At 62.0% G+C, this 23,777-nt stretch carries 24 protein-coding genes; 16 read left to right on the top strand and 8 right to left on the bottom strand.

Going from position 1 to position 23,777, the window contains the following annotated elements; translation table 11 throughout:
* The first annotated feature begins 169 nt into the window (after window positions 1-169).
* On the top strand, window positions 170-412 hold the full coding sequence (locus tag FSY45_RS18085; RefSeq protein ID WP_255443348.1) for a hypothetical protein: 243 nt from the start codon (window positions 170-172) through the stop codon (window positions 410-412).
* Window positions 413-434: 22 nt separating this feature from the next.
* Here FSY45_RS18085 and FSY45_RS18080 read toward each other — a convergent pair whose 3' ends face one another.
* Window positions 435-992 carry an adenine phosphoribosyltransferase gene (locus FSY45_RS18080; RefSeq protein WP_003066840.1) on the bottom strand — a complete coding sequence of 186 codons (558 nt, stop codon included), beginning with the start codon at window positions 990-992 and terminating at the stop codon, window positions 435-437.
* A 111-nt stretch (window positions 993-1,103) separates the two neighbouring features.
* On the opposite strand from FSY45_RS18080, the gene FSY45_RS18075 reads away from it, so the two are divergent.
* From FSY45_RS18075 to FSY45_RS18060, 4 genes are read left to right on the top strand one after another with little or no spacing between them, the layout of a single operon-like run.
* Complete coding sequence (locus FSY45_RS18075; protein ID WP_003066843.1) at window positions 1,104-2,105, top strand: SIS domain-containing protein; 1,002 nt, start codon at window positions 1,104-1,106, stop codon at window positions 2,103-2,105.
* On the top strand, window positions 2,105-2,665 hold the full coding sequence (locus FSY45_RS18070; RefSeq protein ID WP_046460411.1) for an HAD family hydrolase: 561 nt from the start codon (window positions 2,105-2,107) through the stop codon (window positions 2,663-2,665). The genes FSY45_RS18075 and FSY45_RS18070 overlap by 1 nt, the downstream gene beginning before the upstream one ends.
* On the top strand, window positions 2,662-3,282 hold the full coding sequence (gene lptC, locus FSY45_RS18065) for an LPS export ABC transporter periplasmic protein LptC (protein ID WP_003066847.1): 621 nt from the start codon (window positions 2,662-2,664) through the stop codon (window positions 3,280-3,282). Before FSY45_RS18070 ends, lptC begins: the two co-directional genes overlap by 4 nt.
* Before the next feature lie 3 nt (window positions 3,283-3,285).
* Window positions 3,286-4,077 (top strand): SDR family oxidoreductase, encoded by a 792-nt coding sequence (locus tag FSY45_RS18060; RefSeq protein ID WP_003066849.1) that lies wholly within the window; start codon window positions 3,286-3,288, stop codon window positions 4,075-4,077.
* A gap of 96 nt (window positions 4,078-4,173) precedes the next feature.
* Here FSY45_RS18060 and FSY45_RS18055 read toward each other — a convergent pair whose 3' ends face one another.
* Window positions 4,174-4,662: an RNA-binding protein gene (locus FSY45_RS18055; RefSeq protein ID WP_003066850.1), complete on the bottom strand. Its 489-nt coding sequence runs from the start codon at window positions 4,660-4,662 to the stop codon at window positions 4,174-4,176.
* A gap of 240 nt (window positions 4,663-4,902) precedes the next feature.
* Window positions 4,903-5,289 carry an RNA-binding protein gene (locus FSY45_RS18050; protein WP_003066853.1) on the bottom strand — a complete coding sequence of 129 codons (387 nt, stop codon included), beginning with the start codon at window positions 5,287-5,289 and terminating at the stop codon, window positions 4,903-4,905.
* A gap of 494 nt (window positions 5,290-5,783) precedes the next feature.
* On the opposite strand from FSY45_RS18050, the gene FSY45_RS18045 reads away from it, so the two are divergent.
* The 6 genes from FSY45_RS18045 to FSY45_RS18020 all read left to right on the top strand — a co-directional run bounded on the left by FSY45_RS18045 (window position 5,784) and on the right by FSY45_RS18020 (window position 12,793).
* Entirely contained in the window at window positions 5,784-6,353 is a 570-nt protein-coding gene (locus FSY45_RS18045) for a TMEM165/GDT1 family protein (RefSeq protein WP_046460412.1), read from the top strand.
* 216 nt (window positions 6,354-6,569) lie between these two features.
* The gene (locus FSY45_RS18040) at window positions 6,570-7,778 is read left to right on the top strand and encodes a homoserine O-acetyltransferase (RefSeq protein WP_046460413.1); all 1,209 of its coding nucleotides are present in this window, start codon (window positions 6,570-6,572) and stop codon (window positions 7,776-7,778) included.
* Window positions 7,775-8,359: a methionine biosynthesis protein MetW gene (gene metW, locus FSY45_RS18035; protein ID WP_003066861.1), complete on the top strand. Its 585-nt coding sequence runs from the start codon at window positions 7,775-7,777 to the stop codon at window positions 8,357-8,359. The genes FSY45_RS18040 and metW overlap by 4 nt, the downstream gene beginning before the upstream one ends.
* A gap of 241 nt (window positions 8,360-8,600) precedes the next feature.
* Window positions 8,601-10,142 (top strand): methyl-accepting chemotaxis protein, encoded by a 1,542-nt coding sequence (locus FSY45_RS18030; RefSeq protein WP_046460414.1) that lies wholly within the window; start codon window positions 8,601-8,603, stop codon window positions 10,140-10,142.
* Between the two features lie 112 nt (window positions 10,143-10,254).
* Complete coding sequence (locus FSY45_RS18025; RefSeq protein WP_003066868.1) at window positions 10,255-11,748, top strand: M20 family metallopeptidase; 1,494 nt, start codon at window positions 10,255-10,257, stop codon at window positions 11,746-11,748.
* 166 nt (window positions 11,749-11,914) lie between these two features.
* Entirely contained in the window at window positions 11,915-12,793 is an 879-nt protein-coding gene (locus tag FSY45_RS18020) for an alpha/beta hydrolase (protein ID WP_012840318.1), read from the top strand.
* On the opposite strand, the gene FSY45_RS18015 is transcribed toward FSY45_RS18020, so the two are convergent.
* From FSY45_RS18015 to FSY45_RS18005, 3 genes are all read right to left on the bottom strand, one after another.
* Complete coding sequence (locus FSY45_RS18015) at window positions 12,794-13,528, bottom strand: SOS response-associated peptidase (RefSeq protein WP_003066875.1); 735 nt, start codon at window positions 13,526-13,528, stop codon at window positions 12,794-12,796.
* A gap of 4 nt (window positions 13,529-13,532) precedes the next feature.
* On the bottom strand, window positions 13,533-14,273 hold the full coding sequence (locus tag FSY45_RS18010) for a 16S rRNA (uracil(1498)-N(3))-methyltransferase (protein ID WP_003066878.1): 741 nt from the start codon (window positions 14,271-14,273) through the stop codon (window positions 13,533-13,535).
* Between the two features lie 180 nt (window positions 14,274-14,453).
* Window positions 14,454-15,560 carry an aminoglycoside phosphotransferase family protein gene (locus FSY45_RS18005; RefSeq protein ID WP_012840315.1) on the bottom strand — a complete coding sequence of 369 codons (1,107 nt, stop codon included), beginning with the start codon at window positions 15,558-15,560 and terminating at the stop codon, window positions 14,454-14,456.
* Between the two features lie 243 nt (window positions 15,561-15,803).
* On the opposite strand from FSY45_RS18005, the gene FSY45_RS18000 reads away from it, so the two are divergent.
* The 3 genes from FSY45_RS18000 to rsmA all read left to right on the top strand — a co-directional run bounded on the left by FSY45_RS18000 (window position 15,804) and on the right by rsmA (window position 20,456).
* Window positions 15,804-18,149 carry an LPS-assembly protein LptD gene (locus tag FSY45_RS18000; protein WP_223305616.1) on the top strand — a complete coding sequence of 782 codons (2,346 nt, stop codon included), beginning with the start codon at window positions 15,804-15,806 and terminating at the stop codon, window positions 18,147-18,149.
* Between the two features lie 14 nt (window positions 18,150-18,163).
* Complete coding sequence (locus tag FSY45_RS17995) at window positions 18,164-19,591, top strand: peptidylprolyl isomerase (protein ID WP_012840313.1); 1,428 nt, start codon at window positions 18,164-18,166, stop codon at window positions 19,589-19,591.
* 103 nt (window positions 19,592-19,694) lie between these two features.
* A complete protein-coding gene (gene rsmA, locus FSY45_RS17990; RefSeq protein WP_003072305.1) occupies window positions 19,695-20,456 on the top strand; it encodes a 16S rRNA (adenine(1518)-N(6)/adenine(1519)-N(6))-dimethyltransferase RsmA in 762 nt (253 codons plus the stop codon).
* Window positions 20,457-20,518: 62 nt separating this feature from the next.
* On the opposite strand, the gene FSY45_RS17985 is transcribed toward rsmA, so the two are convergent.
* Together FSY45_RS17985 and FSY45_RS17980 are read right to left on the bottom strand one after the other, a co-directional pair.
* Window positions 20,519-21,874 (bottom strand): aspartate aminotransferase family protein, encoded by a 1,356-nt coding sequence (locus tag FSY45_RS17985; RefSeq protein ID WP_003066892.1) that lies wholly within the window; start codon window positions 21,872-21,874, stop codon window positions 20,519-20,521.
* Window positions 21,875-22,211: 337 nt separating this feature from the next.
* A complete protein-coding gene (locus FSY45_RS17980; protein ID WP_003066898.1) occupies window positions 22,212-22,466 on the bottom strand; it encodes a DUF2061 domain-containing protein in 255 nt (84 codons plus the stop codon).
* Window positions 22,467-22,663: 197 nt separating this feature from the next.
* Between FSY45_RS17980 and FSY45_RS17975 the strand changes: the two genes are divergently transcribed.
* Window positions 22,664-23,176 carry a GNAT family N-acetyltransferase gene (locus FSY45_RS17975; RefSeq protein ID WP_003066901.1) on the top strand — a complete coding sequence of 171 codons (513 nt, stop codon included), beginning with the start codon at window positions 22,664-22,666 and terminating at the stop codon, window positions 23,174-23,176.
* 26 nt (window positions 23,177-23,202) lie between these two features.
* Window positions 23,203-23,760, top strand: coding sequence for an NUDIX hydrolase (locus FSY45_RS17970; RefSeq protein ID WP_003066904.1), 558 nt, complete (start codon window positions 23,203-23,205; stop codon window positions 23,758-23,760).
* Window positions 23,761-23,777: the final 17 nt, after the last annotated feature.

Raw genomic sequence — 23,777 nt, 5'->3', positions numbered from 1 at the left:
GGCGCCTGAACCCGCGCGGCGTCAAGCGCAAGATGAGCAACTTCAATGTTCGGCATCGCGGCGCAGCGCTCCATTTGCGGCATCAGCCAGTGCCGGTGCTTCGTATCTGAACAGTATTTCTGCTAGCCCTGATTTTGCGCAGACGCAGTTTGACGGGGCCGTACCCCCGATGAAGGCGCCACGCCATGCTCCGGTTGCGGCACATTCAGGCCGCTCTTTCGAGCCCATTGACGCGCAGGAAATGGATGCGTTCAAGCAGGCGGTGGCCATGGCTGCTGCATCGCCTGCGAGTGTTCGTCCATCACGCCAGGCTCCATTGCTGGGCCCTGGCTCTGGCCATGAGGAAGGCGGCGAATTTGCCGTCTCCGGACTGGGCTCTCTGGGCACGACGCAGTACGGAGAGCTGCGCTGATCCAGGGCTGTTGCGGGGCTGCTCAGTGCCCGGCAAAGTCCACCAGAGTGAACAGGGGCAGGCCGCTGTCTTTGAGGTGCTTGGAGCCGCCCAGTTCCGGCAGATCCACAATCGCTGCGCCTTCCACCACGGTAGCCCCCAGCTTTTCCAGCAGTTTCTTGCCGGCCATCATGGTGCCGCCGGTGGCGATCAAATCGTCAATCAGCAGCACACGGTCGCCGGACTTGACGGCATCGGTGTGCAGCTCCACGGTAGCGCTACCGTATTCGAGCTCATAGGTTTCCTCCACCGTGGTGAAGGGCAGTTTGCCTTTTTTGCGGATGGGCACAAAGCCGACGTTGAGCTCGTGAGCGATCACGGCACCCAGAATAAATCCGCGTGCATCCAGGCCGGCAACCACGTCGGGGCGCAGCTTGGGGTCCATGTAACGGTGAACAAAGGCATCGGTCATGATGCGAAAGACCTTGGGGTCCTGCAGCAGGGGCGTGATGTCACGGAATTGCACGCCCGGCGCAGGCCAGTCCGGCACGGTGCGGATATGGTCACGCAGATAGTCGTTGACGCTGGTGGAAGTTTGCATGTGTCCGCCTGAGTTCTTGAATGCTCGCCAGTGTATGGGCTCGGGCTTGAAATGCGGGCCAAAGGGGTGTTGCCCGCTGCCCGGCAAGCATGGGCTGGCTAAAATCCGGGCATGAATTCTGATGCTGCCAATTCGCGTCTGATCGACGCACCGCGAGCTTTGAACCTGGCCCGCGAGGCCCTGGATATAGAGGCCGCTGCCTTGCGTGCGATGTCGGTGCGCCTCAATGGCGCATTCACGGCGGTGGTTCAGCGCATTCTGCAGCTGCCGGGCCGTGTGGTGGTCATGGGCATGGGCAAAAGCGGGCATGTGGGCCGGAAGGTGGCCGCGACGCTCGCGTCCACAGGGACTCCCTCCTTTTTCGTGCACCCCGCAGAAGCCAGTCATGGCGACCTGGGCATGCTGACACAGGATGATCTGGTGCTGGCCCTGTCCAATAGCGGCGAGACCGATGAGCTGACGGGCGTGTTGCCTGCCATCAAGCGCATGGGCGTGCCCCTGGTGGCCGTGACCGGCGGTCTGCAATCGACACTGGCCAAGCATGCAGACTGGGTGCTGGACACCCATGTCGACAAGGAAGCTTGTCCCTTGAACCTGGCACCCACTGCCAGTACCACGGCTCAGCTGGCCATGGGAGATGCGCTGGCCGTGGCCTTGCTCGATGCCCGGGGCTTTGGTGCCGAGGATTTTGCGCGCTCACACCCCGGAGGAGCATTGGGGCGACGCCTGCTGACTCATGTGCGCGATGTAATGCGCCGTGGTGTCGATGTGCCCCAGGTTGCCCAGGATGTGAGCAGCGTGGACCTGATGCGCGAAATGAGTGCCAAGGGCCTGGGCTGCTCCGCCGTGGTCAACGCATCCGGTGAGCTGGTGGGGATCTTTACCGATGGTGATTTGCGCCGCTGTGTGGAGGCTGGCGTGGATCTGCGCAGCCGCACGGCGCAGGACGTCATGCATGCCAGGCCTCTGACGATCAAGCCCGATCTGCTGGCGGTGGCTGCGGCACGCATGATGGAAGAGCATGGCATTACCGCAGTGCTGGTGGCCGATGACAATCAGCGCCTGCAGGGTGTGGTGCATATTCGCGATCTGATGCGTGCCAAGGTGATTTGATGAACCGACCTGCTCTGACACCCCGCCAGCAATGGGACCCACAGTTGCTGCTCAAGGCCCAGGGAATTCGTGTGGCCTTCTTCGATGTGGATGGCGTGCTGACCGACGGCGGCCTTTACTTCTCGGGTGAGGGTGAGGTCCTCAAGCGCTTCCATACGCTGGATGGTCATGGCCTGAAAATGTTGCAAAACGCCGGCATCACGCCGGCCGTGGTGACGGGGCGAGACTCTGCGCCGCTGCGCTTGCGCTTGAAGCAACTGGGCATTGAACATGCGCGCTTTGGCACGGAGGACAAAGTGCCGGCTGCCGAGTCCATCCTGGCTGAACTGGGTCTGCAATGGCCGCAGGCCGCCGCCATGGGGGACGACTGGCCCGATCTTCCCGTCATGCGTCGCAGCCACTTTTCCTGCGCACCCGCCAATGCCCATGACGAGGCATCGCATGTGGCGGACTGGGTCAGTGCCAAGAATGGCGGAGAGGGGGCGGTGCGGCAGTTCTGCGATCTGCTGCTGGCCGCCAATGGTGCTTATGCGGCGCTGCTTTCGGGGTATGGCTCATGAGCGGGCAATGGCGCCGTGTGGGCGACAAGGCCTCGATGTACCTCCCCGTGCTCATCATGGGTCTGCTGGCGCTGGGCACCTGGTGGCTGGTGCGCAATGCTCCCAAGCCGATTGTCAGTGGCGCGGAGAAGGCCGTGCGGCACGACCCGGACTATTTCCTCAAAGACTTCGTCATCAAGAATTTCGAAGCATCGGGCCGCCTCAAAAATCGCCTGAATGGCGCGACAGGTGAGCACTTTCCCGATACCGATACGCTGGAAGTCTACGACGCACGCATGCTGAGCTTCACGCCTGATGGACGCAGGACCGTGGGCAGCTCCAACCGGGCATTGAGCAATGGCGACGGCTCGGAAATCCAGATGTTCGGCCAGGCCGTCATTCAGCGCGAGCCGGTGCCTGCAACTGCAACCCAGAAGGCCTTGCCTGCCATGCGGCTGGAGAGCGAGTTCCTGCAAATCTGGCCCAATGACGAACGCGTCAGCACCAACAAAGCTGTGGTCATGACCCGTGGCAACGACAGATTTACCGGTGACAGCATGCAGTACGCGCACCTTGATCAGATTCTGCAGATGCAGGGGCGGGTCAAGGGCGTCATCCAGCCCAGCCAGAAGCCGTAAATCATGGCAGGGCATGGGGCCGGACTCGTCTATATCACCGGTGCCTCCAGCGGCATTGGGCAGGCCCTGGCCTGGTATTACTATCAGCGTGGCTGGTCGATCGCACTGGTGGCAAGACGCACCGTGCTCATGGAGCAATGGGCGCAGTCCATGCGAATGGATGCATCCCGCTACGCCGTTTATGGCGCGGATGTCACGAACATAGCAAGTGCTTGCAGTGCTGCGAATGCCTGTCTGGAGCGCCAGGGCCTGCCTGATGTTGTTATTGCCAACGCGGGAGTCAGCTGGGGTGTGGATACCTCCTTGCGCGAGGATCTTGAGGTCATGCAGCAGGTGCTGGCCAGCAACACCATGGGGTTGGCTGCAAGCTTTCAGCCGTTTATTGCACCCATGGTGCGACGCGGCTCCGGGCGTCTGGTGGGTATTTGCAGTGTGGCTGGTATTCGCGGCCTGCCCGGCCATGCCGCATATTCGGCCAGTAAAGCGGCCGCCATTGCTTACTGTGAGAGTCTGCGTGTTGAGTTGCAGAAATCCGGGGTCTCTGTGACCAGTTTATTGCCTGGCTATGTGGACACTCCGTTGACGAAAAATAATCCGTATTCCATGCCTTTTCTGCTCTCGCCCGAGGAGTTCGCAAGGCGTGCCTTTCGGGTTATAGAGCGCAAAGCCAGATATGCGATTATTCCCTGGCAGATGAGGATTGTCGGCGGCGTAATGCGGGTGCTGCCCGCTTATCTGTGGGATAGATTGACTCTGGGAAAAACCAGAAAGCCCAGGCATCTAAAAAAGGATTGAGTGGAAGACATTGGGAAATGACTATGCATTTGAATGTCTTCAAAAATAAATAAAGGCACGCTATCGTGCCTTTATTGCTGAGCTGTTAAAAGAAGCTCATTCGCCGTGGTTATTGCCTCCACCGTAGCCGCCGCGACCACCGTGGCGTGGGCCTGAGCCATAGGGGCTGCGGAAGCCGCCTTCGCCGCGACCACCACCGCCATAGCCGCCGCCATCACCGCGACCATAGCCACCACCTTCACTGCGGCCACCGTAACCGCCATCGCGATTACCGCCGCCAAAACCGCCTTCACTGCGGAAGCCGCCTCCATAACCGCCGGAGCGAGGGGGGCGGGGTTCCATAGGGCGTGCCTCATTCACGACGAGGCTGCGACCCCCGAGGGGCTGACCATTCATGCCTTGAATGGCGGCTTGTGCTTCTGCTTCGCTGGCCATTTCCACAAAACCAAAGCCTTTGGAGCGGCCGGTGTCTCGTTCCATCATGACGCGTGCACTTGCTACGGCTCCAAACTGGCTGAACGCCTGCTCAAGATCGTTGTCACGCACACCATAAGGAAGGTTGCCGACATACAGCTTATTGCCCATTAATAACTCCTAGCTCCTCAATGCTTCAATGGCGCGATCGAATTCAGGACGTCCACTGCATATCCATGGGAAAACATGCAAAAAATCCTGAACACCTATTCGCTTGTGAACGGGAAATGCCCGAGAAAGGAATTATGACGGAGAACAATGAAAAAAATAAATGCTCGAAAACCGCATTGCTAACGTTTAGCAACAAAAAAAGGATCCGAAGATCCTTTTTTTGTTATTGGCAATAACTGATTAGTAGCTATTGCGACGGCCGTAGCCGCCGTCGCCACGGCCACCGCCGAAGCCGCCGTCACCACGGCCACCGCCAAAACCACCTTCACGACCGCCGCCGAAGCCGCCGCCGAAGCCGCCGGAGCGGGGAGGACGAGGCTCCATGGGGCGTGCTTCGTTCACGACCAGATCACGGCCGCCACGGTTTTGGCCGTGCAGGCCTTGGATAGCGGCTTGTGCTTCGGCATCGCTGCCCATTTCCACAAAGCCAAAGCCCTTGGAACGGCCGGTGTCGCGCTCCATCATCACCTTGGCGCTGTTCACAGTGCCGAATTCGCTGAAGCTGTCTTGCAGATCTTGGTCGCGGAAGGAATAAGGCAGATTGCCTACGTAAAGCTTGTTGCCCATGCTGGACTCCTGAAAAAACTTGAAAACGCGATGGAGCCCTAGGGAGTCAGCCTTGGATGACAACATTAGAGACGCTAACGCACTTGCCCCATCCAGAAATTGCTTTCCAGACAAAGACTCAAGCATTATGAGTCACAAGAGAAGCCGTAGTATTACGAAAAGATCAAATTTCGTGCTTGTAACAACATTGTCCTGATGGGAGTTACCCTGAAATACAAAATTTTGAATATCCAAATACGCAGATGTCTTACAGGGTTAAGCATGTAGAATGACGGCTACTTTCTTTGGGGAGTAGGCCGTTCGGCAGCCGTCTGCCGGATGCATGCGTCAACAGACTTGGGTCCTCGTGACCTATGGCGCATGCGGTACCGCGTGCAATGCGTGGTGCGACCGGTCGAGACCATTGATTACGTACCGAGAAAACCTATGAAGAGATAGGCCGGAGTCGGTGCGTGGTCAATGCGTTCTGGCAACTCCGGCCGTCTATCCCCATCATGGAAGCCTTTTTCATATCCACCTCCATCGTCGCCTTGGCCGAAATGGGGGACAAGACCCAACTGCTGTCATTGGTACTGGCAGCCAAGTTCCGCAAACCACTGCCCATCGTGGCCGGCATTTTTGCCGCGACGCTGGTCAACCATGCTCTGGCCGGCGCCGTGGGCAACTGGATCACCACGATGCTAGGTCCCGACGTGCTGCGCTGGATCTTGGGAGTTTCATTCATCCTCATGGCGGGCTGGATGCTGATTCCCGACAAGTTAGACGATGACGATACCGGCAATGGCGCCGGGCGTTGGGGTGTCTTCGGTACGACGCTGATGCTGTTCTTCCTGGCCGAGATGGGGGACAAGACCCAACTGGCCACGGTGGGCCTGGCCGCCAAGTACCCTCTGTCGTATTACTGGGTGGTGGCTGGCACCACGCTGGGCATGATGCTGGCCAATGCACCGGTGGTGTGGTTTGGCGAGAAGATCACCAAGAAGCTGCCGATCAAGACGATTCACCGTGTGTGCGCCGTGATCTTCCTGGTGCTGGGTGTGGCGGCGCTCCTGACCAAAGTGTGAAACTACCGAAAGCATAGCTATTTGCACAAGGCTCAAAAGGCTTGGACAGCTTTGACAGTCTGCTTTTGAGTTCGGTGCAATGAATGCAGTACACTGCACTTTCACGCGCCGATTTGCCAAAGCTTGCGGGCGCTTTATAAATCCAGCTAAAGACCCGTCCGCGAAGTGACAGTACACCGACCCGGCCTCGTTTTTAGCGATGCCGGGTTTTTTCATATGTCCTTCATCGCGACACCTCAGTTCATGCATTTTGATGAGCCGCTGCCCTTGCAGAGCGGTGGCTCCATCGCCGATTACGATCTTGCCTTCGAGACCTATGGCCAGCTCAATGCCGACAAGAGCAATGCCATCGTGGTCTGTCATGCGCTCAATGCCTCCCACCATGTAGCAGGCAGCTACGAGGGCCAGCCCAAGAGCGAGGGCTGGTGGGACAACATGATCGGTCCGGGCAAGCCCGTCGATACCGACAAGTTCTTTGTCATCGGCATCAACAATCTGGGCTCCTGCTTCGGCTCTACCGGCCCCATGCACACCAACTCGGCCACGGGCAAGCCCTATGGTGCGGATTTCCCCGTGGTGACGGTGGAGGACTGGGTGGATGCGCAGGCGCGTCTGCTGGACCGCCTGGGGGTCGGGAAGCTCGCCGCCGTGCTGGGCGGCAGCCTGGGCGGCATGCAGGCCCTGTCCTGGTCGCTGCGCCATCCCGAGCGCATGCGCCATGCCGTGGTGGTGGCCAGCGCGCCGAATCTGAACGCCGAGAACATTGCCTTCAACGAGGTGGCGCGTCGCGCCATCGTCACTGATCCGGATTTCAACGGCGGCCATTTCTATGAGCATGGCGTGGTGCCCGCGCGCGGCCTGCGCATCGCGCGCATGATAGGCCACATCACCTACCTGAGCGATGACGTGATGAACCAGAAGTTCGGCCGCAGTCTCAGGGCCCCCGCGCTCCTCGCCGAGGGGGCTGACCTGACTCGGGGCGGCCCGGCGCCGGAGCGGCGCGATTACCTGTACAGCACCCAGGATGTGGAGTTCCAGATCGAGAGCTATCTGCGCTACCAGGGCGAGAAGTTCAGCGGCTACTTTGACGCCAACACCTATCTGCTCATCACGCGCGCACTGGACTATTTCGATCCGGCGCGCGCTCATGACGGCGATCTGACCCGGGCGCTGGCCGTGGCCAAGGCCCGGTTTCTGCTCGTGAGCTTCACGACGGACTGGCGCTTCGCACCGGCGCGCAGCCGAGAGATCGTCAAGTCGCTGCTGGAGAACAACCGCGACGTCAGCTATGCCGAGATCGACGCCCCCCATGGTCATGATGCGTTTTTGCTTGATGACCCACGCTATATGGGCGTGATGCGCTCCTATTTTGAAGGCATTGCCAAAGAACTGAACACCGCCGAACGCGCAGGAGAAGCCGCATGACCGAGTTGACCACCATGAAAGCCATTGCCCAGTTGGTGCCCGAGGGCGCACGCGTGCTGGACCTGGGTTGTGGCGACGGCGCGCTGCTCGAGCATCTGGTGCGAGAGCGCGGATGTACGGGCTATGGCGTGGAACTGGACGACGCCAATGTGCTGGCCTGCACGCGCCGCGGCGTGAACGTGCTGCAGCTCAATCTGGAGGACGGCCTGGCCATCTTCGGCGACAACAGCTTCGATGTGGTGCTGCAGATCGACACGCTGCAGCATTTGCGCAATGCCGAGGTGATGTTGCAGGAGACGGCCCGCATCGGCAAGCAAGGCGTGGTTGCCTTTCCCAACTTTGCACATTGGCAAAATCGCTTTTCCGTGCTGCGCGGGCGCATGCCGGTCACGCGTCGCCTGCCTTACCAGTGGTATGACACGCCGAATATCCGGGTGGGCACCTACAAGGACTTCGAGGTGCTGGCCACCAAGAACCGCCTGCGCATTCGCGACTCCTTCGGTCTGCAAAACGGTCAGGTGGTGAGGAGCCTGCCCAATCTGTTGGCGACAACGGCGGTGTTCCACTTCGAGCATGCCTGATTGCTGCTCTTGAAACAGTAGCTAATTACGATTCATTGGCAATGAATCGGGTATTGATTCACGTCGAATTCATTGTCTGACACGAGCCGGAAGCTCTTAAATCTGAGAGGGCAGCGCTCCTGCGACAAAGCGGTGCTGCTGCTACCGCGATGCAAAAATGTAAGCATTTGATTCATAATCAACTGCTTATTTTTTTGATCTGAATCAATGCGCCGACGCTTCGGCTGGTGCGCGCCTTGCCATGCGTTTTAGTTCCCGTCTCATTTTTTGCTCGGCTGCACCTGCAGCCTTGTTTGTTTTGGCGCTGCTCAGCAGCCAGTGGGGGCTGACCCGCACACAGTCCGATTTCAACGACTACCTGAGGAACAACCAAGCCGTGGTGGCGCAGTTGCAGGAGCTGTATGCCCAGGGTCTGCAATCGGGCCAGGCACTGCGCAATATCGTGATGGATCCGTCGGACGGGCAGGCCGTGCAGAACCTGGGCAATGCCCGTCGGGCCTATGACGCCGCCTATGACGATCTGAGCCGGCGCGTGCAGGGAACGGCCATGGAAGTCGCCGTCAAGAGCCTGCAGGCCTTGCGCCAGGCCCAGTCCGAAGCGCAGGACCAGATCGTGACTCTGGCGGCCGAGGACTATGACACCGCCGCAGCCGCGCTCAAGACTCGGGAAACCCCGGCCTGGCGCAAGCTGCGCGAAGCCGTGCTGCAACAGCTCAAGGCGGCCCGCGATGCGGCCGAAGCATCGCATGCAGCCACCCGTGCCAGCGCCCAGCGCATGCAGCTGTGGTCGGGTCTGCTGGCCCTGCTGGCCGTGGTCATCTCGGCCGCGCTGCTCTGGGTGATGGTGCGCACGCTGCGCAGCGAGTTGGGCGGAGACCCGGCCGATGCGCGCAAGGCGTTGCGCCGCGTGGCCGATGGCGATCTGACCGATGGGGGCTCGGGCAGCATGGCCCGGGGCCTGATGTCCGATCTGCAAACCATGCGCGGCGCGCTGCGCGAACTGGTCCAGCGCGTGCACGGTGCATCGGTGCAGATGCAACATGCATCCAGCGAGATTGCCCAGGGCAATGCCGACCTGTCTGCGCGTACCGAAAGCCAGGCCAGTGCGCTGGAGGAAACGGCGGCCAGCATGGAGCAGCTCAACGCCACCGTGCGCCAGAACGCCGATAGCGCCCAGACGGCCAATCAGTTGGCACAGAACGCCTCGCAAGTGGCCCGGCAGGGCGGTGCCGTGGTGGCGCGCGTTGTACAGACCATGCAGGACATCAACACCAGCAGCTCGCGCATTGCCGACATCATCGGCGTCATAGACGCCATCGCCTTCCAGACCAATATCCTGGCACTGAACGCGGCTGTGGAGGCTGCACGCGCCGGTGAACAGGGCCGAGGATTTGCCGTGGTGGCCAGCGAGGTGCGCGCCCTGGCGGGGCGCAGCGCCGATGCGGCCAAGGAAATCAAGACGTTGATCACTGCCAGCGTGGAACGCGTGGCAGACGGCAGTGCGCTGGCCGACCAGGCAGGTCGCACCATGGACGAGATCGTCAGTGCCATTCACCGTGTGACGGACATCATGGGCGAGATCAGCGCAGCGAGTAGCGAGCAGAGCGCAGGTGTGGCCCAGGTCGGCGAGGCTGTCATGCAGATGGACCAGGCCACGCAGCAAAACGCTGCCCTGGTGGAGGAAAGCGCAGCCGCTGCCGAGGGGCTGCGCCAACAGGCCGAAAGCCTGTTGAGAGAGGTTTCCCGCTTCCAGTTGGAGCGTGGGGCGCCGGCATTGCACTAAACCCTGATCCACCATGTCAATGCCTGAGGCGCAGGCACCTGCATTGGCGCACAATCACGGGCATGGCGCGAGCCCGTCATGGCTCGTAGCCCCGTCACTGAAGGAGCCGACCATGAACGCACGTACTCCCACCAATCTGCTGCAGCCAGAGGATGCGCTGCAGCACATCACCGAGCAGTGGGACCAGAGCATCGTCCCCGAGCTGACCAACTACATCACCATCCCTGCCAAGTCGCCTATGTTTGCCCCCGACTGGGAGCAGCAAGGCCATATCGCCACCGTGTTGCGCAACGCTGCGACCTGGGTGGAAGCGCAAAAAGTGGCCGGGCTGACACTGGAAGTGATTCAGCAGCCGGGTCGCACGCCGGTCATCTTCTTCGAGGTGGAAGGCACGGCCGAGAAGGCCTCGAGCAGCCCCACGGTGCTGATGTACGGCCACCTCGACAAGCAGCCCGAGTTCGAAGGCTGGCGCAGCGATCTGGGCCCCTGGACGCCCAAGTACGAGGACGGCAAGCTCTACGGGCGTGGCGGCGCCGACGACGGCTATGCGGTCTATGCCAGCGTGGCGGCGATTCAGGAGCTCAAGCGCCAGAACGTGCCTCACCCCCGCATCGTGGCCATCATCGAGACCTGCGAGGAAAGCGGCTCGGCCGATCTGCTGCCCTATGTGGATGCCTTGCGCCCGCGTCTGGGCGATGTGGGCCTGGTGATCTGTCTGGACAGCGGCGCCGGCAACTACGACCAGCTGTGGCTGACCACCAGCCTGCGCGGCATGGCCAGCGGCACGCTCAAGGTGCAGATACTCACCGAGGGCGTGCACTCGGGCGATGCCTCGGGTGTGGTGCCCTCGTCCTTTCGCATCATGCGCCAGGTGCTGGATCGTCTCGAGGACAGCAAGAATGGCCGCGTGCTGCCGCAGAGCTTTCACTGCGAGGTGCCGGCCGAGCGCATGGCGCAGATCCGCGCCACGGCGGAGATCCTCGGCGAGGACGCTTATGCGCGCTTTCCCTGGGCGCATTACGACTGCGGCGGCTCGGCCCGTGTGTCCCTGCCCACGACCACCGATCCCGTCCAGGCTCTGGTGCGCCGCACCTGGGAGCCCACGCTGAGCGTGACCGGTGTGGAGGGCATGCCCAATCTGCAAAACGCCGGCAATGTGCTGCGCCCCTACACGGCCTTCAAGCTCAGCCTGCGCCTGCCGCCGCTGGTCGATGCCGCAGCCTGCGTGCAGGAGATGAAGGCCCTGCTGGAGGACAACGCGCCCTATGAGGCCAGGGTGACCTGGGAAGGCCTTTCCAGCTCCAGCGGCTGGAATGCGCCGGGCATGGACGGCTGGTTCGAGAATGCGCTCAATGCTGCCAGCCAGGCCCATTTCGGCGCCGGCTGCGGCTATATCGGCCAGGGTGGCACGATTCCGCTGATGAATATGCTGAGCAAGGGCTTTCCCAAGGCGCAGATGATGGTCTGCGGCGTGCTCGGACCCAAGAGCAATGCCCACGGCCCCAACGAGTTCCTCCATGTGCCCTATGCCAAGAAGCTCACGGCGTCGGTGGCCGAGGTGATTGCCGCCATGGCCCGCCATCAGACGGAGCCGGACCAGGCCTGATCGCGGCATTGAAAATAGCTGCTGACGCTTTTCCAGAAAGCGCCGGCAGCTATCCTTTTGGTGGCGATAGTGTTGAATTCCCAAGGGCGGGCCGAGGATTGCCACGGTTGACGCGGGCGGGGGGCGGCTGCATCCTGCAAGCTCTTGCCTGCTGAAGAGACCGTGCATGACGCCTACCGATACCCGTACCCAGACGACGCCCCGGCTGCTGCATATGGCCGCATCGGACGCCACCCAGCTCGCGCTGCGCGACTGGCCGCTGGCGCCGGGCGTCAAGCCCCGTGCCCAGGTGCTGCTGGTGCATGGCCTGGGCGAGCACAGCGGCCGCTATGCCGCGCTGGCGCAGCGGCTCAACGAGCTCGGCTTTGCGGTGCGGGCCTATGACCAGTACGGCCACGGCTTGTCGGGCGGGCCGCAGGGCGGCCTGACCAGCGATATGCGCTTGCTCGACGATCTGGCCGTGGTGCTCGATGCCACGCGTGCTGCCATGCCCAGGCATCAGCCCCTGGTGCTGTTGGGGCACAGCCTGGGTGGACTGGTAGCTGCGGATTTTGTCGCGTCCGGCCTGCGTCATGTGGACGGGCTGGTGCTGTCCTCGCCGGCGCTGGCCCTGCATCTGTCGGGTGTGCAGAAGGCGCTGGTGGCGAGCCTGCCCAGGCTGCTGCCCAATCTGCGCGTGGCCAATGGCGTGCAGTCCGCGCATCTCTCGCATGATCCGGATGTGGCTCTGGCCTATGACGCCGATGCACTGCAGCACCGGCGCATCAGCGCTCGGCTGGCGCGCTATATGGCCGAGGGTGGCCGCCATGTGCTGTCCAAGGCCACGGCCTGGTGCGTGCCCACGCTGCTGCTATGGGCGGGCGAGGACAAGCTGGTCAACCCGGCCGGCAGCGCCGCCTTTGCCGCCCAGGCGCCACGCGATCTGGTGCAGTCCCAGTGCTTTGAGGAGGCCTATCACGAGATCTTCAACGAGAGCCCCGAACTTGCCGCGCCGGTTTTTGCGCGGCTCGAGCAGTGGCTGGAACAGCAGTTTCCAGCCCCCTGATTACCACTGCTGTGGCGGCTGCTTGCGGCCTTTTTCCACGGGGTTGGCACGCAGTTTTTCCGCAGGGTAGGGGCGCAGAAACTCCTTGGCCTTGTTCACCTTGGCATTGAGCCAGGCGTCGTATGCGCCTTCGTTGAGGATGGCCGGCATGGCCTTGTCGTTGCCGGGCTGGCCGTAGCGGTTCATCAGCGCATGGGCATTGGCATTGATGGTGATGAGGGCGTAGCTGACGATGACCTCGCCGTCCTCGCCCACCCAGCGCGCCCAGACGCCGGCGGCGCCCATGGGCTGGTTGTCCACGCGGGTGATACGGGTCGGCAGGGGCTTGCCGGGGCGCAGGTCGTCGACCTGAAAGGCCTGCAGCGGCACGATGCAGCGCTGGCCTGCCAGCCAGGCATCGCGAAAGGCCGTTCCCGTGGTCAGATTGTCGATTTTTGCATTCACCAGCTTGAGCGCGCGCAGGCGGCCGTCCGAGGCCGATTTGACCCAGTGCGGCACCAGACCGAAGCTGGCCGGCACCAGCAGCCGTTCCACCGGCAGTGCGGGTGCTCCTTCTTCGGGAGCTGTAAACGTACGCCCCAAGAGCGTTGCAGAGGACTCTGTGGCAGCATTGATGATGATGCAGCCGAGGCGGCGCGGGGTGATGATGCTTTCGGGCCTGGGCTCGGGAGCCTCCACGCGAAAGTTCTGCAGATAAAACTCGGGCTTGGCCAGAGAGAGATGACAGCTGCTCATTGATTTACTCCAGGGCCAGCAGGGACAGGGCGGCAACAGATGCCGTTTCAGCGCGCAGCACGCGGGAGCCGAGGCTGGCAGGCTTCCAGCCCTGCTCCAGTGCCCAGTCTTCTTCCTGGGCGGTCAGACCCCCTTCGGGGCCATGCAGCACCCAGACTGTCTGGGCATCGCCGGCGGCGGTACGCAGCGGTTGATTGCCTTCGCGCAGCGACAGCACCAGACGCGTCGTATCGGTGGCAGGGGCATCCTTGCTGCGCAGCCAGTCGGCCAGCGGCAGGGGAGCGTGAATCACGGGTACCTGGTTGCGACCGCATTGCTCGCAGGCCGAGACGGCAATCGACTGCCAGCGCTCGATCTTCTTGTCGGCGCGGTCGCCCTTGAGCTTGAGCACGCTGCGCGCCGCCATCACGGGCTGGATGCTGGCGACACCCAGCTCGGTGGCTTTTTCCACCAGCCAGTCCATGCGCTCGTTGGCGGGCATGCCGACGACCAGGTGCACGACACGTTCGGCTTCGCGCTCGGCGGGGCTGTGGCTGTCCACGCGCACGCCCACATCGCTGCGGCCCATGTGGGTGATGGTCGCCTGGAACTCGCCGCCGGTAAAACCGTTGCCGGTCTGGCCCTCAAACAGGGTGATGACATCGCCGGGCTGGTGGCGCAGCACCTGCACATGGCGGGCGGCACCTGCAGGCAGGTCCAGCTCGTTGCCGATGTGCAGTGGAATAGGGCAGTGATAGCGCGGCATAGGGAAAAATTCGGGGTTCGTGATTCATGGTGCCACGCAGAGTCCGTAGCTCGCAAAACTGGCGCTGAATCACCTCAGGGACGCCAAGCAAGGGCCGCCCCGCAGCGAGGGCGTCGTCCCCCTCCCGCATTGCGAAGCAAGGCGAGAGAGGGGGAAGCGGCAAAGCCGCTCAGGGGGTATTTACATTCTTCCGTAGGCGTAACCGACCTGCGTCTGGATGCCCTCGATCTCGTCGATCAATTTAAGGAACGGGCCCAGCGCGCGGTAGCGGTTGCAGGTGGATCGGATGTAGTGGATGAAACGAGGCGCATCGGCCAGATACTTGGGCTTGCCGTCGCGCAGCGTCAGGCGCGCAAAGATACCCGCAACCTTGAGGTGGCGCTGCAGACCCATCCATTCAACCCCACGGTAGAACTCGCCGAAGTCATCACCCCAGCCGCTGGCGCTGTTGGCGCCCACCAGGCCGGCCTTGCGGGCCTTTTCCCAGTAACGGATGGTGATGTCGATGATGAAGTCCTCTTCCCAGCTGATGAAGGCATCTCGCAGCAGGCTGGCGATGTCATAGGTGATGGGGCCGTAGACGGCATCCTGGAAGTCCAGCACGCCCAGCGGCGCGCCGCTTGCCACAGGCTGCATCAGGTTGCGCATCATGAAGTCACGGTGCACATAGACGCTGGGAGCTTGCAGATTGTGGGCGACGATCTGATCGAAGGTCTTGCCGAGCAGGGCCTGCTGCTTGTCGTCCAGTGTGAACTGGCGGTGCTTGGCGATGTACCAGTCGGGAAACAGCTGCAGCTCGCGGCGCAGCAGGGCCTCGTCATAGAGAGGCAAGCTGCCGGTATTGCCGGCCTTGGAGGCCAGTTGCCAGTCCAGCAGCACCTCGATGGCCGAGCGGTACCAGGCTTCGGCATCCTGGGGTTTTTCGGGGTTCAGAGCCTCGATGACGGTCTGGCCGCCCAGGTCGCTGAGCAGCATGAAGCCATGAACGGCATCCCAGTCCAGGATCTGCGGCACGCACAGGCCGGCCTGGTTCATCAGGCCCTGAACCTTGGCAAAAGGCGCGCAATCTTCCTTGTCTGGCGGCGCGTCCATGACGATCAGGCTGCTTCCATCGCTGCGATCCAGGCGCAGATAGCGGCGAAAGCTCGCATCGGCCGAAGCGGGGCGCAGGGTTGCGGGAAGCAGCTGGTGCTTTTGAGCCAGCGGTGCCAGCCAGGCGTCGAATGCGGCGTGGCGGGCAGAATCTGCCCAGGCAACGCCAACTGTGGGGGTGATAGGAGCGGTCATGGATAATCGGATTTTACAAACCGATGCCGCCGCATCTGTGGACAGTGGTGCTAGGCTCTCGGTTTTCTGTTGACGTGTGCCTCGGCACGCGCGCTTTTGACGTTCAAGATCATCGTGCAATCCCCATCCCATCCGCGAGATTTCCTACCTGCCTGCCCTGCCCGTTCTACGCGTGCGGGAGCTGCTCGGCCGGTGATTCGTCCTCTGGCATGGGCTGTGGCACTGGCATGGGCGGGGGCTGGCATGCAGGCCTATGCCCAGTCGGCCGAAACGAGCGGATCGTCCTCGTCCAGCGTCGCGGGCGAGCTGCCAGCCCTGGAACTCAAGTCCAGCAGCGCGCTGCAGGAGAGCTATCCTCAGGAAGTGCGTGACCAGCAGCCCATCTATATCAAAGGTGACAGCCTGTCCGGTCAGCCCGATCTCAAGGCCTCGGTTCATGGCGAGGCAGAGTTGCGCCGCGGCGACACCATGATCCGCGCGGACAAGCTGGACTACGCGGTTCCGGATGACAGGATCAACGCCGTGGGCTCGGTCCATATCAACCAGGCCGGCAATGTCTACGAGGGCACGGCGCTGGATCTGCAGATGGATGCCTTCAAGGGCCAGTTCGACAATGCCAACTATCGCTTTCTGGCCACGGGCGGCCATGGCGAGTCCTCGCGCGTGGATTTCATCGACAAGAGCCGTTCGGTGGTCCATGACGCCACCTACACCACCTGCCAGCGCGATGACGAGGCCAGCTGGGAGCCGAGCTGGGTGCTGGAAGCCAAGACCATTCACCTGGACATGGCCGAAGAGGTGGGCGTGGCCGAGGGCGCGTCCCTGAAGTTCAAGGGCGTGACCGTCCTGCCCGTGCCGCGCATGAGCTTTCCGCTCTCGGACAAGCGCAAATCGGGCCTGTTGCCGCCCATGATTGGCATGGACAAGCTCGGCGGCATCGAGTATTCGCAGCCCTATTACTGGAATATCGCCCCCAACCGCGATATGACCATCACGCCCACACTGATGACCAAGCGCGGCGTGAATCTGACGGGACAGTTCCGCTATCTGGAGCCCAGCTACTCGGGCGAGACCTATGCGAGCTACATGCCGGGCGACAATCTGCGCAACCGGGATCGCTGGGGCTATTCCTGGCAGCATCGCGCAAGCTTTGACACGCCGATTGGCGGTCTGGGGCTGAACCTCAATTTGAACCGCGTCAGCGACGGCGACTACTGGCGTGACTTCCGTCTGTCTCCCGTGACGCTGCGCCAGCGCCTGCTGCCCAGCACGGCCAATCTGAGCTGGGCCAAGGGCGATGGGGTGCTGAGCCTCAATGTGCTGCGCTATCAGGTGCAGCAGGATGTGACTTCGCCGATTGCGCCGCCCTACAGCATGGTGCCGCAGCTGCAGTACCGCTACACGCCGCTGGACCTGCCGCATGGGTTGGATTTCTCAGTGGTGGCCGACACCACACGCTTCGAGCTGATTCGCCCCATCACGGGCCAGGTGGGCAACAACGGCCAGCGCAGCTATGTGCAGGCGCAGCTGAGCCGGCCATTCCTGTCGCCCGGTGCCTTCATCACGCCCAAGCTGATGCTGCATACGGCCATGTATCAGACCGATCAGCTGATGAGCAACGGCAGCAAGAGCGCCAACCGCACTCTGCCCACCTTCAGCCTGGACAGCGGCCTGATTTTCGAGCGCGACACCTCGTGGTTCGGCAAGAATCTGCTGCAGACCTTCGAGCCCCGGGCCTTCTATACCTATACGCCTTATCGCGACCAGAGCATGCTGCCGCTCTATGACACGGGGCGCAGCGACTTCAACTTCGCGAGTATTTTTTCCGAGAACGACTATGTCGGTCAGGACCGCATTGCCGACAACCATCTGGTGACCCTGGGCGCGACTTCGCGCTTCATCGACCCCGAAAGCGGTGCCGAGAAGCTCAAGTTCGCCGTGGCCCAGCGTGTGCGCCTGTCCGACCAGCGCGTGCTGCTGCCCGGAGAGGTGGCCGCCACCAGCAAGCTTTCCGACATCTTGCTGGGCGCGGCTTTCAACTGGACCGACAAGTGGTCTCTGGAAGGCACGACCCAGTACAACAAGGACTTGAACCGCACGGTGCGTACCACGGCCACGGCGCGTTACAGCCCGGGCAACTATCGCACCTTCAACATCGGTTACCGCACGCAGCTGGATACGGTCACCAAGAAACCCTCCAGCGAACTGGTGGACGTGGGCTGGCAATGGCCCATCAACGACCTCTGGGGCGACAAGGGCAAGGATCTGGGCGCTGGTCGCGGCCAGGGCGGTGGCCGCTGGTATGCCGTGGGCCGCCTCAACTACTCCATCAAGGACAACAAGCTGGTGGATACCGTGGTCGGCCTGGAATACGACGGTTGCTGCTGGATTGGCCGTGTGGTGCTGGAACGCCTGCAAAGCTCGGTCATCCAGTCGAATCTGCGTCTGCTGTTCCAGATGGAGTTCGTGGGCTTCTCGCGCCTGAGTTTTGGTGCCGATCCCACCTCCAGCCTCAAGCAGAATGTGCCGCGCTATCAATATTTGCGTGAGGCGGTGACTCCGCCCAGCCGCTTTACCAATTACGATTAATCAAGGCTTTTTTCATGCGTTTTTTCTCCAAGACATCCAATGCATGTGCTGTTGCCGTGGCACTGGCTGTAATGGCTGCCGGTGTGCAGGCCCAGGGCCTGAAGAGCCCCGGCAGCAAGGCCAAGGCTGGCAATGACTCCTCCATCTCGCGCGCATTGGAGGCGACGGCCCAGCCCTCGGGGCGCCAGGCTCCGGTAGCCGCACAGGGTGTTCGCTCGGCCGATTACATCGTGGCCGTGGTCAATTCCGAACCCATCACCAATAACGAAGTGCGTGCGCGCATGGAGCGCGTTGCGCAGAATGTGACCGAGCAGGGCGGGCAGCTGCCGTCCCAGAGCGAGCTGGCCCGCCAGGTTCTGGAGCGCCTGATTGTCGAGCGCGTGCAGCTGCAGGAAGCCAAGGACACGGGCATCAACATTGACAACATGACGGTCGATCAGGCCGTGGCCAATGTGGCGCGCCAGAACAATACCGACAAGGCCGGCCTGGTGTCGCGCCTGAAGGCCGAAGGGATTTCCGAAGCGCAGTTCCGTTCGGAGATCCGCAACCAGATGCTGATGCAGCGTGTGCGCGAGCGTGATGTGGACGGTCGCGTCAAGGTCGGGGAAGCAGACATCGATCGCTATCTCAAGGACCAGAAGCGCCCCGGCGATGCGGCTGCGGGTGCCGCAGCCAATCTGGGCCACATCCTGATCACCGTGCCTGAAAACGCCAGCCCTGCCGTGGTGGCGGAGCGCGAGGCCAAGGCCAAGCAGGCGGCAGAAGCCGCTCGCAAGAACCCCGACTTCATCGCTGCCGTGCGGGAGTTTTCGGATGTCCCCAACGGTCAGGGTGGCGGCGCCATGGGCATGCGCCCCATGAGCGATTACCCCGAGCTGTTTTCTCAGCAGGTGGGCAATTCGGCTGTCGGTGCCATCGTCGGTCCGTTTCGTTCGGGCGCAGGTTTCCACGTGCTCAAGGTGCTGGAAAAATCTCAGGCCGGAGCGCCTGTATACATCACGCAGAACCACGCCCGCCATATTCTGCTGACCGTAGGCGATGGCATGACCGAAGCGCAGGCGGCCAAGCGTCTGGAGGACTACAAGCGTCGTGTGGAAGCCGGCCAGGCCACCTTCCAGCAACTGGCCCAGGAGTTCTCCAAGGACGGCAGCGCGCGCAATGGCGGTGATCTGGGCTGGTCCTCGCCCGGCCAGTTCGTGCCCGAGTTTGAACGCGTGCTCGACAACCTGCAGCCGGGCCAGATCAGCAACCCCGTGGTGTCGCGTTTCGGCGTGCACCTGATTCAGCTGATCGAGCGCCGCCAGGAAAAGCTCACCGAGCGCGAGCAGCGCGAAATGGTTCGCAACGTGGTGCGCGAGCGCAAGGCCGAGCAGGACTACGAAACCTGGCTCAAGGAACTGCGCGGCAAGGCCTTTGTGGAATACCGCGAGCCACCCCAATAAGCCCATTCAATCCGCTTGAAGTGCCCGGTAATGTCATCATTGCGCACCGGGCATCGGAGCTCCACCTCATTCCAAGCGGTGCCCAGGCACCGCTTTCGCATTCATGAAACATATTCCCCGCAAGCGCTTCGGCCAGAATTTCCTGACCGACGGCGCCATCATCGACAACATCGTCCAGGCCATCGACCCCAAGGCGGGCGAACCCATGGTCGAGATCGGCCCCGGCCTGATGGCGCTGTCCCAGCCCCTGGTCGAGCGCCTGGGCAAGCTCACCGTGATCGAGCTGGACCGGGATCTGGCGGCCCGTCTGCGTCTGCGCGACGATCTCGATGTGGTCGAGTCCGATGTGCTCAAGGTGGACTTCCGTGCGCTGGCTGCGCGACTGGGCGTGGCCAAGCTGCGCGTGGTCGGCAATCTGCCCTACAACATCTCCAGCCCCATTCTTTTTCATCTGCTGGAGCAGGTGGATGTGGTGCAGGACCAGCACTTCATGCTGCAAAAAGAGGTCATAGACCGCATGGTGGCGGACGCCGGCACCTCGGCCTACGGCCGTCTGTCGGTGATGCTGCAGTGGCGCTACGCCATGGAAGATGTACTGTTCGTGCCGCCGGGCAGCTTCAATCCGCCTCCCAAGGTGGACAGTGCCGTGGTGCGCATGATTCCGCGCGAGCAGCCTGCGGATCTCGATCCCAAGCTGCTGGAAGAGCTGGTGCAGGTCGCTTTCAGCCAGCGCCGCAAGATCCTGCGCAACACCCTGGGCAAGTGGCTGGAAGCCAAGGGCTTTGCCGGCGAGTTCGATCTGCAGCGCCGCGCGGAAGAAGTGCCTGTCGCCGAATTCGAAGCCCTGGCGGCACAGCTCTCCTGAACTTGGATAAAAAGGCTTCAATCGCTTTTGGGAAAAGCGATTGAAGCTATTGATTTAGTAGTTCAATCGGTGGCCTGCAGCGCATCGCCGAGTGCGTTGATCAGCCGCTCGATCTCGGCCTGCTCGCTGATGAAGGGCGGCGCCAGCTGAATCGTGTCGCCGCCGTAGCGCACATAGAAGCCGGCCTCCCAGCATTTCATGGCGATCTCATAAGGGCGCCTGGCGGGCTCGCCAGGCAGGGATGCAATCGTGATGCCCGCCGCCAGGCCGATATTGCGGATGTCCAGCACATGCCTGGCGTCCTTGAGGCTGTGCACGGCCTGCTCGAAGAAGGGGGCCAGCGCGCGCACGCGGCCCGGGCCGTCTTCGCGCTGCAGCAGATCCAGTGCCGCAATGGCTGCCGCGCAGGCCACGGGATGGGCCGAATAGGTATAGCCGTGGGCAAATTCCAGCATGTACTCCGGCCCGCCGGCCGCCATGAACTGCTCATAGATGGCGGGCGTGACCACGCAGGCTCCTAATGGCTGGGCGCCGTTGCTGACCTGCTTGGCGATATTCATGATGTCCGGCGTCACGCCAAAGGCCTCGGCCGCCGTCATCGCTCCGAGGCGGCCAAAGCCCGTGATGACCTCGTCGAAGATCAGCAGGATGTCGTGCTGGGTGCAGATCTCGCGCAAACGCTGCAGATAGCCGGTGGGCGGAATCACCACGCCGCCCGAGCCCGACATGGGCTCCACGATCACGGCGGCGATATTGCTGGCGTCATGCAGGGCGATCAGATCGAGCAGCCGGTCTGCCAGGGCGCGTCCGTCTGTCTGGGGCTGGCCCTTGAAGAACGAACCGGGTGGCGGCTGGGTGTGCGGCAGATGGTCGGCTTCAATCCCTTGGCCGAACATCTTGCGGTTGCCCCCCATGCCGCCCACCGAGATGCCGCCAAAGTTCACGCCGTGATAGCCCTTCTCGCGCCCGATCAGCCGTGTCTTGGAGCCCTGACCCCTGGCGCGCCAGTAGGCGCGCGCCATCTTCAGCGAGGTGTCGGCCGCTTCCGAGCCCGAGCCGGTGAAGAACACATGCTCAAGCCCCTGGGGCATCAGTGCCACGATGCGGTTGGCAAGCTCGAACGAGGCCGGGTGGCCGAACTGGAAGGCGGGAGCGTAATCGAGCTGCAGCGCGGCCTTGCCAATGGCCTCGGCGATCTCGCGGCGGCCATGGCCCAGCCCCGAGCACCACAGGCCCGAGAGGCCGTCGAAAATGCGCCGGCCATCGGCATCGCTGTAGTAGGCGCCCTGTGCGCCCGTGATGATGCGGGGCCTGGCCTTGAAGTTGCGGTTGCCGGTGAACGGCATCCAGTGGGCGCTTAGCCATTGTTCGTCGTGGCGCGCGAGGTCTGCGGATGTCTGGCGGTCTGCAAGCTGCATGGGAACTCCTTGGATTCCCGGTCATTGTTGGCCTTGGACCCGGTTTGGCAAATAGCCGCAAACCCATGGGCGCGAGTCCGAATTGGCATCTTCAACATGACTTATCCACAGTATTTTCTGATGCGGGAGAGTCAGGCTCGGATGATTTTCTGGCGTGAATGATCAGAAGCTCACAAAGAGCCTGGGATATTCAAGATTTATTCATGGCTTATCAAAAGGCTTACACACATGATTTCTACAGATCGCGAAGATGGCCGTTACAGTCGCCCAGCATGGCCAGGGACTGCAGCAGCCATTGCGCAAAAGTGGTGGGGTGGTCGGTGTTCATAGACGGCTCTCAGGCGCTCAGTGCCTGTCCGGCAAGCGCTTGCTGCTCGCGTTTCTTCAGGCGGCGCTCCCAGACTTTTTCATGGAAGAAGAAGGCAAAGGCCTGGACCGTGGGCTCGAGCAGGCTCAGCGTCAGCGAAGCAATCAGATTGCCGGTCACGGCATAGGCGACGCAGGCGGCCACGGTGATGTGTATCACGTAGTAGCTGGCGGTCTTGGTCAGCGTGAGCTGGTTCTGGCGCAATGTCTTGATCAAGCGTGTCATCTGTTTCTCCCTGTGCGATGAATGAATGTTAGGGAGGATGGCGATGCATTTCCAATTGAGAATCATTACTATTGCGATAGCGCCTACAGACTGCTGCGAGATGAACGGCTTGCTAAGCTATGTGCCGGATTTTGATTGAAATTGGCTGTCAGCCTTTGACTGATAAGCGTTGACAGCTATTGATTTGAGAGTTTTTGATGACGGAGTCGATGCCAATCCAGCTGCGCGCGCTGGGAGCGGACGATGTGGATGCCGTGATGCGCATACAGCAGCATTGCTATGGTGCGGACTTTGCCGAGCCGCGCGAGGTGTTTGTGCGCCGTTTGCGGACGGCCGGGCATTGTTCCTGGGCGGCAGAGCAGGGCGGGGAGCTGGTGGCCTATCTGGCAGCCTACTGGTCGCGCCCCGGAGCCATCACGCCGCTCAACGGCGACTTTGCCGAATATGACGACGCCAGCGTGCTCTATCTGCACGATATGGCCGTGTCCGAGGCTGCAGCCGGCCAGGGCCTGGCGCGGCGCATGGTCCAGGTCCTGAAGGCGCAGGCCAGAGCGCACGGCGTGCAGCGCACGGCACTGGTTTCGGTGCAGGGTTCGCGGCTTTACTGGGAGCGTCAAGGCTATGTGGTCGAATCCGTGACAAATGCTGCGCAGCAGCAACATTTGGCCAGTTACGGCGAAGGAGCGCTCTATATGGTGGGATTTATCTGACACATCGTCGGGTTGGGACAAGGATAATGCCGGCCATGCCCAATCGCTGGAAACCCAATGTGACTGTCTCGGCCATCATCGAACGCGATGGCCGTTTTTTGCTGGTGGAAGAACAAACGGCGGATGGACTGCGTCTGAACACGCCGGCCGGTCATCTCGACCCTTCCGAAAGCCCTGTCGATGCCTGTGTGCGCGAAGTCATGGAAGAGACGGCCTACAGCTTCACGCCCACGGCTCTGGTCGGCATCTACATGAACCGCTTTGTGCGCACGCGCACGGGCTCGGACATCACCTATCTGCGCTTCGCCTTCACGGGCGATCTGGGCATGCACCATGCCCAGCGTCATCTGGACGACGGCATCGTGCGCAGCGTCTGGCTCTCGCTCGATGAGCTCAAGGCCACCGAGCATCTGCATCGCAGCCCCATCGTGCTGGAGTCGGTGGGCGATTATCTGGCCGGCCAGCGCTATGACATAGGCCTGATTCATGCCGATGCCAGCATCTACAAGGTGCCGCAGCTGACGCGCCCGGTGCCCGAAGAGGCCGGTGCGACGCTGGACGATGTGCTGGTGCAGATTCACTGATATTGGCATTCGGCAGT

The organism is Comamonas sp. Z1, from assembly GCF_008121555.1.
GTDB lineage: Bacteria > Pseudomonadota > Gammaproteobacteria > Burkholderiales > Burkholderiaceae_C > Comamonas > Comamonas thiooxydans.
The sequence above is the reverse complement of the archived record's forward strand: the minus strand, read 5'-3'. Positions and strand labels throughout refer to the sequence as shown.

What these genes read in the sequence shown, in the direction of transcription:
- FSY45_RS18030 (WP_046460414.1), top strand. Translation starts at nt 8,601, where the DNA reads ATGCGTTTTAGTTCCCGTCTCATTTTTTGCTCGGCTGCACCTGCAGCC.
- FSY45_RS18040 (WP_046460413.1), top strand. Translation starts at nt 6,570, where the DNA reads ATGTCCTTCATCGCGACACCTCAGTTCATGCATTTTGATGAGCCGCTG.
- FSY45_RS17995 (WP_012840313.1), top strand. Translation starts at nt 18,164, where the DNA reads ATGCGTTTTTTCTCCAAGACATCCAATGCATGTGCTGTTGCCGTGGCA.
- FSY45_RS18075 (WP_003066843.1), top strand. Translation starts at nt 1,104, where the DNA reads ATGAATTCTGATGCTGCCAATTCGCGTCTGATCGACGCACCGCGAGCT.
- FSY45_RS18070 (WP_046460411.1), top strand. Translation starts at nt 2,105, where the DNA reads ATGAACCGACCTGCTCTGACACCCCGCCAGCAATGGGACCCACAGTTG.
- FSY45_RS18000 (WP_223305616.1), top strand. Translation starts at nt 15,804, where the DNA reads ATGCAGGCCTATGCCCAGTCGGCCGAAACGAGCGGATCGTCCTCGTCC.
- FSY45_RS18005 (WP_012840315.1), bottom strand. Translation starts at nt 15,560, where the DNA reads ATGACCGCTCCTATCACCCCCACAGTTGGCGTTGCCTGGGCAGATTCT.
- lptC (WP_003066847.1), top strand. Translation starts at nt 2,662, where the DNA reads ATGAGCGGGCAATGGCGCCGTGTGGGCGACAAGGCCTCGATGTACCTC.
- FSY45_RS17975 (WP_003066901.1), top strand. Translation starts at nt 22,664, where the DNA reads ATGACGGAGTCGATGCCAATCCAGCTGCGCGCGCTGGGAGCGGACGAT.
- FSY45_RS18085 (WP_255443348.1), top strand. Translation starts at nt 170, where the DNA reads ATGAAGGCGCCACGCCATGCTCCGGTTGCGGCACATTCAGGCCGCTCT.
- rsmA (WP_003072305.1), top strand. Translation starts at nt 19,695, where the DNA reads ATGAAACATATTCCCCGCAAGCGCTTCGGCCAGAATTTCCTGACCGAC.
- FSY45_RS18080 (WP_003066840.1), bottom strand. Translation starts at nt 992, where the DNA reads ATGCAAACTTCCACCAGCGTCAACGACTATCTGCGTGACCATATCCGC.
- FSY45_RS17970 (WP_003066904.1), top strand. Translation starts at nt 23,203, where the DNA reads ATGCCGGCCATGCCCAATCGCTGGAAACCCAATGTGACTGTCTCGGCC.
- FSY45_RS18045 (WP_046460412.1), top strand. Translation starts at nt 5,784, where the DNA reads ATGGAAGCCTTTTTCATATCCACCTCCATCGTCGCCTTGGCCGAAATG.
- FSY45_RS18025 (WP_003066868.1), top strand. Translation starts at nt 10,255, where the DNA reads ATGAACGCACGTACTCCCACCAATCTGCTGCAGCCAGAGGATGCGCTG.
- FSY45_RS18060 (WP_003066849.1), top strand. Translation starts at nt 3,286, where the DNA reads ATGGCAGGGCATGGGGCCGGACTCGTCTATATCACCGGTGCCTCCAGC.
- metW (WP_003066861.1), top strand. Translation starts at nt 7,775, where the DNA reads ATGACCGAGTTGACCACCATGAAAGCCATTGCCCAGTTGGTGCCCGAG.
- FSY45_RS18020 (WP_012840318.1), top strand. Translation starts at nt 11,915, where the DNA reads ATGACGCCTACCGATACCCGTACCCAGACGACGCCCCGGCTGCTGCAT.
- FSY45_RS18055 (WP_003066850.1), bottom strand. Translation starts at nt 4,662, where the DNA reads ATGGGCAATAAGCTGTATGTCGGCAACCTTCCTTATGGTGTGCGTGAC.
- FSY45_RS17980 (WP_003066898.1), bottom strand. Translation starts at nt 22,466, where the DNA reads ATGACACGCTTGATCAAGACATTGCGCCAGAACCAGCTCACGCTGACC.
- FSY45_RS18010 (WP_003066878.1), bottom strand. Translation starts at nt 14,273, where the DNA reads ATGCCGCGCTATCACTGCCCTATTCCACTGCACATCGGCAACGAGCTG.
- FSY45_RS18015 (WP_003066875.1), bottom strand. Translation starts at nt 13,528, where the DNA reads ATGAGCAGCTGTCATCTCTCTCTGGCCAAGCCCGAGTTTTATCTGCAG.
- FSY45_RS18050 (WP_003066853.1), bottom strand. Translation starts at nt 5,289, where the DNA reads ATGGGCAACAAGCTTTACGTAGGCAATCTGCCTTATTCCTTCCGCGAC.
- FSY45_RS17985 (WP_003066892.1), bottom strand. Translation starts at nt 21,874, where the DNA reads ATGCAGCTTGCAGACCGCCAGACATCCGCAGACCTCGCGCGCCACGAC.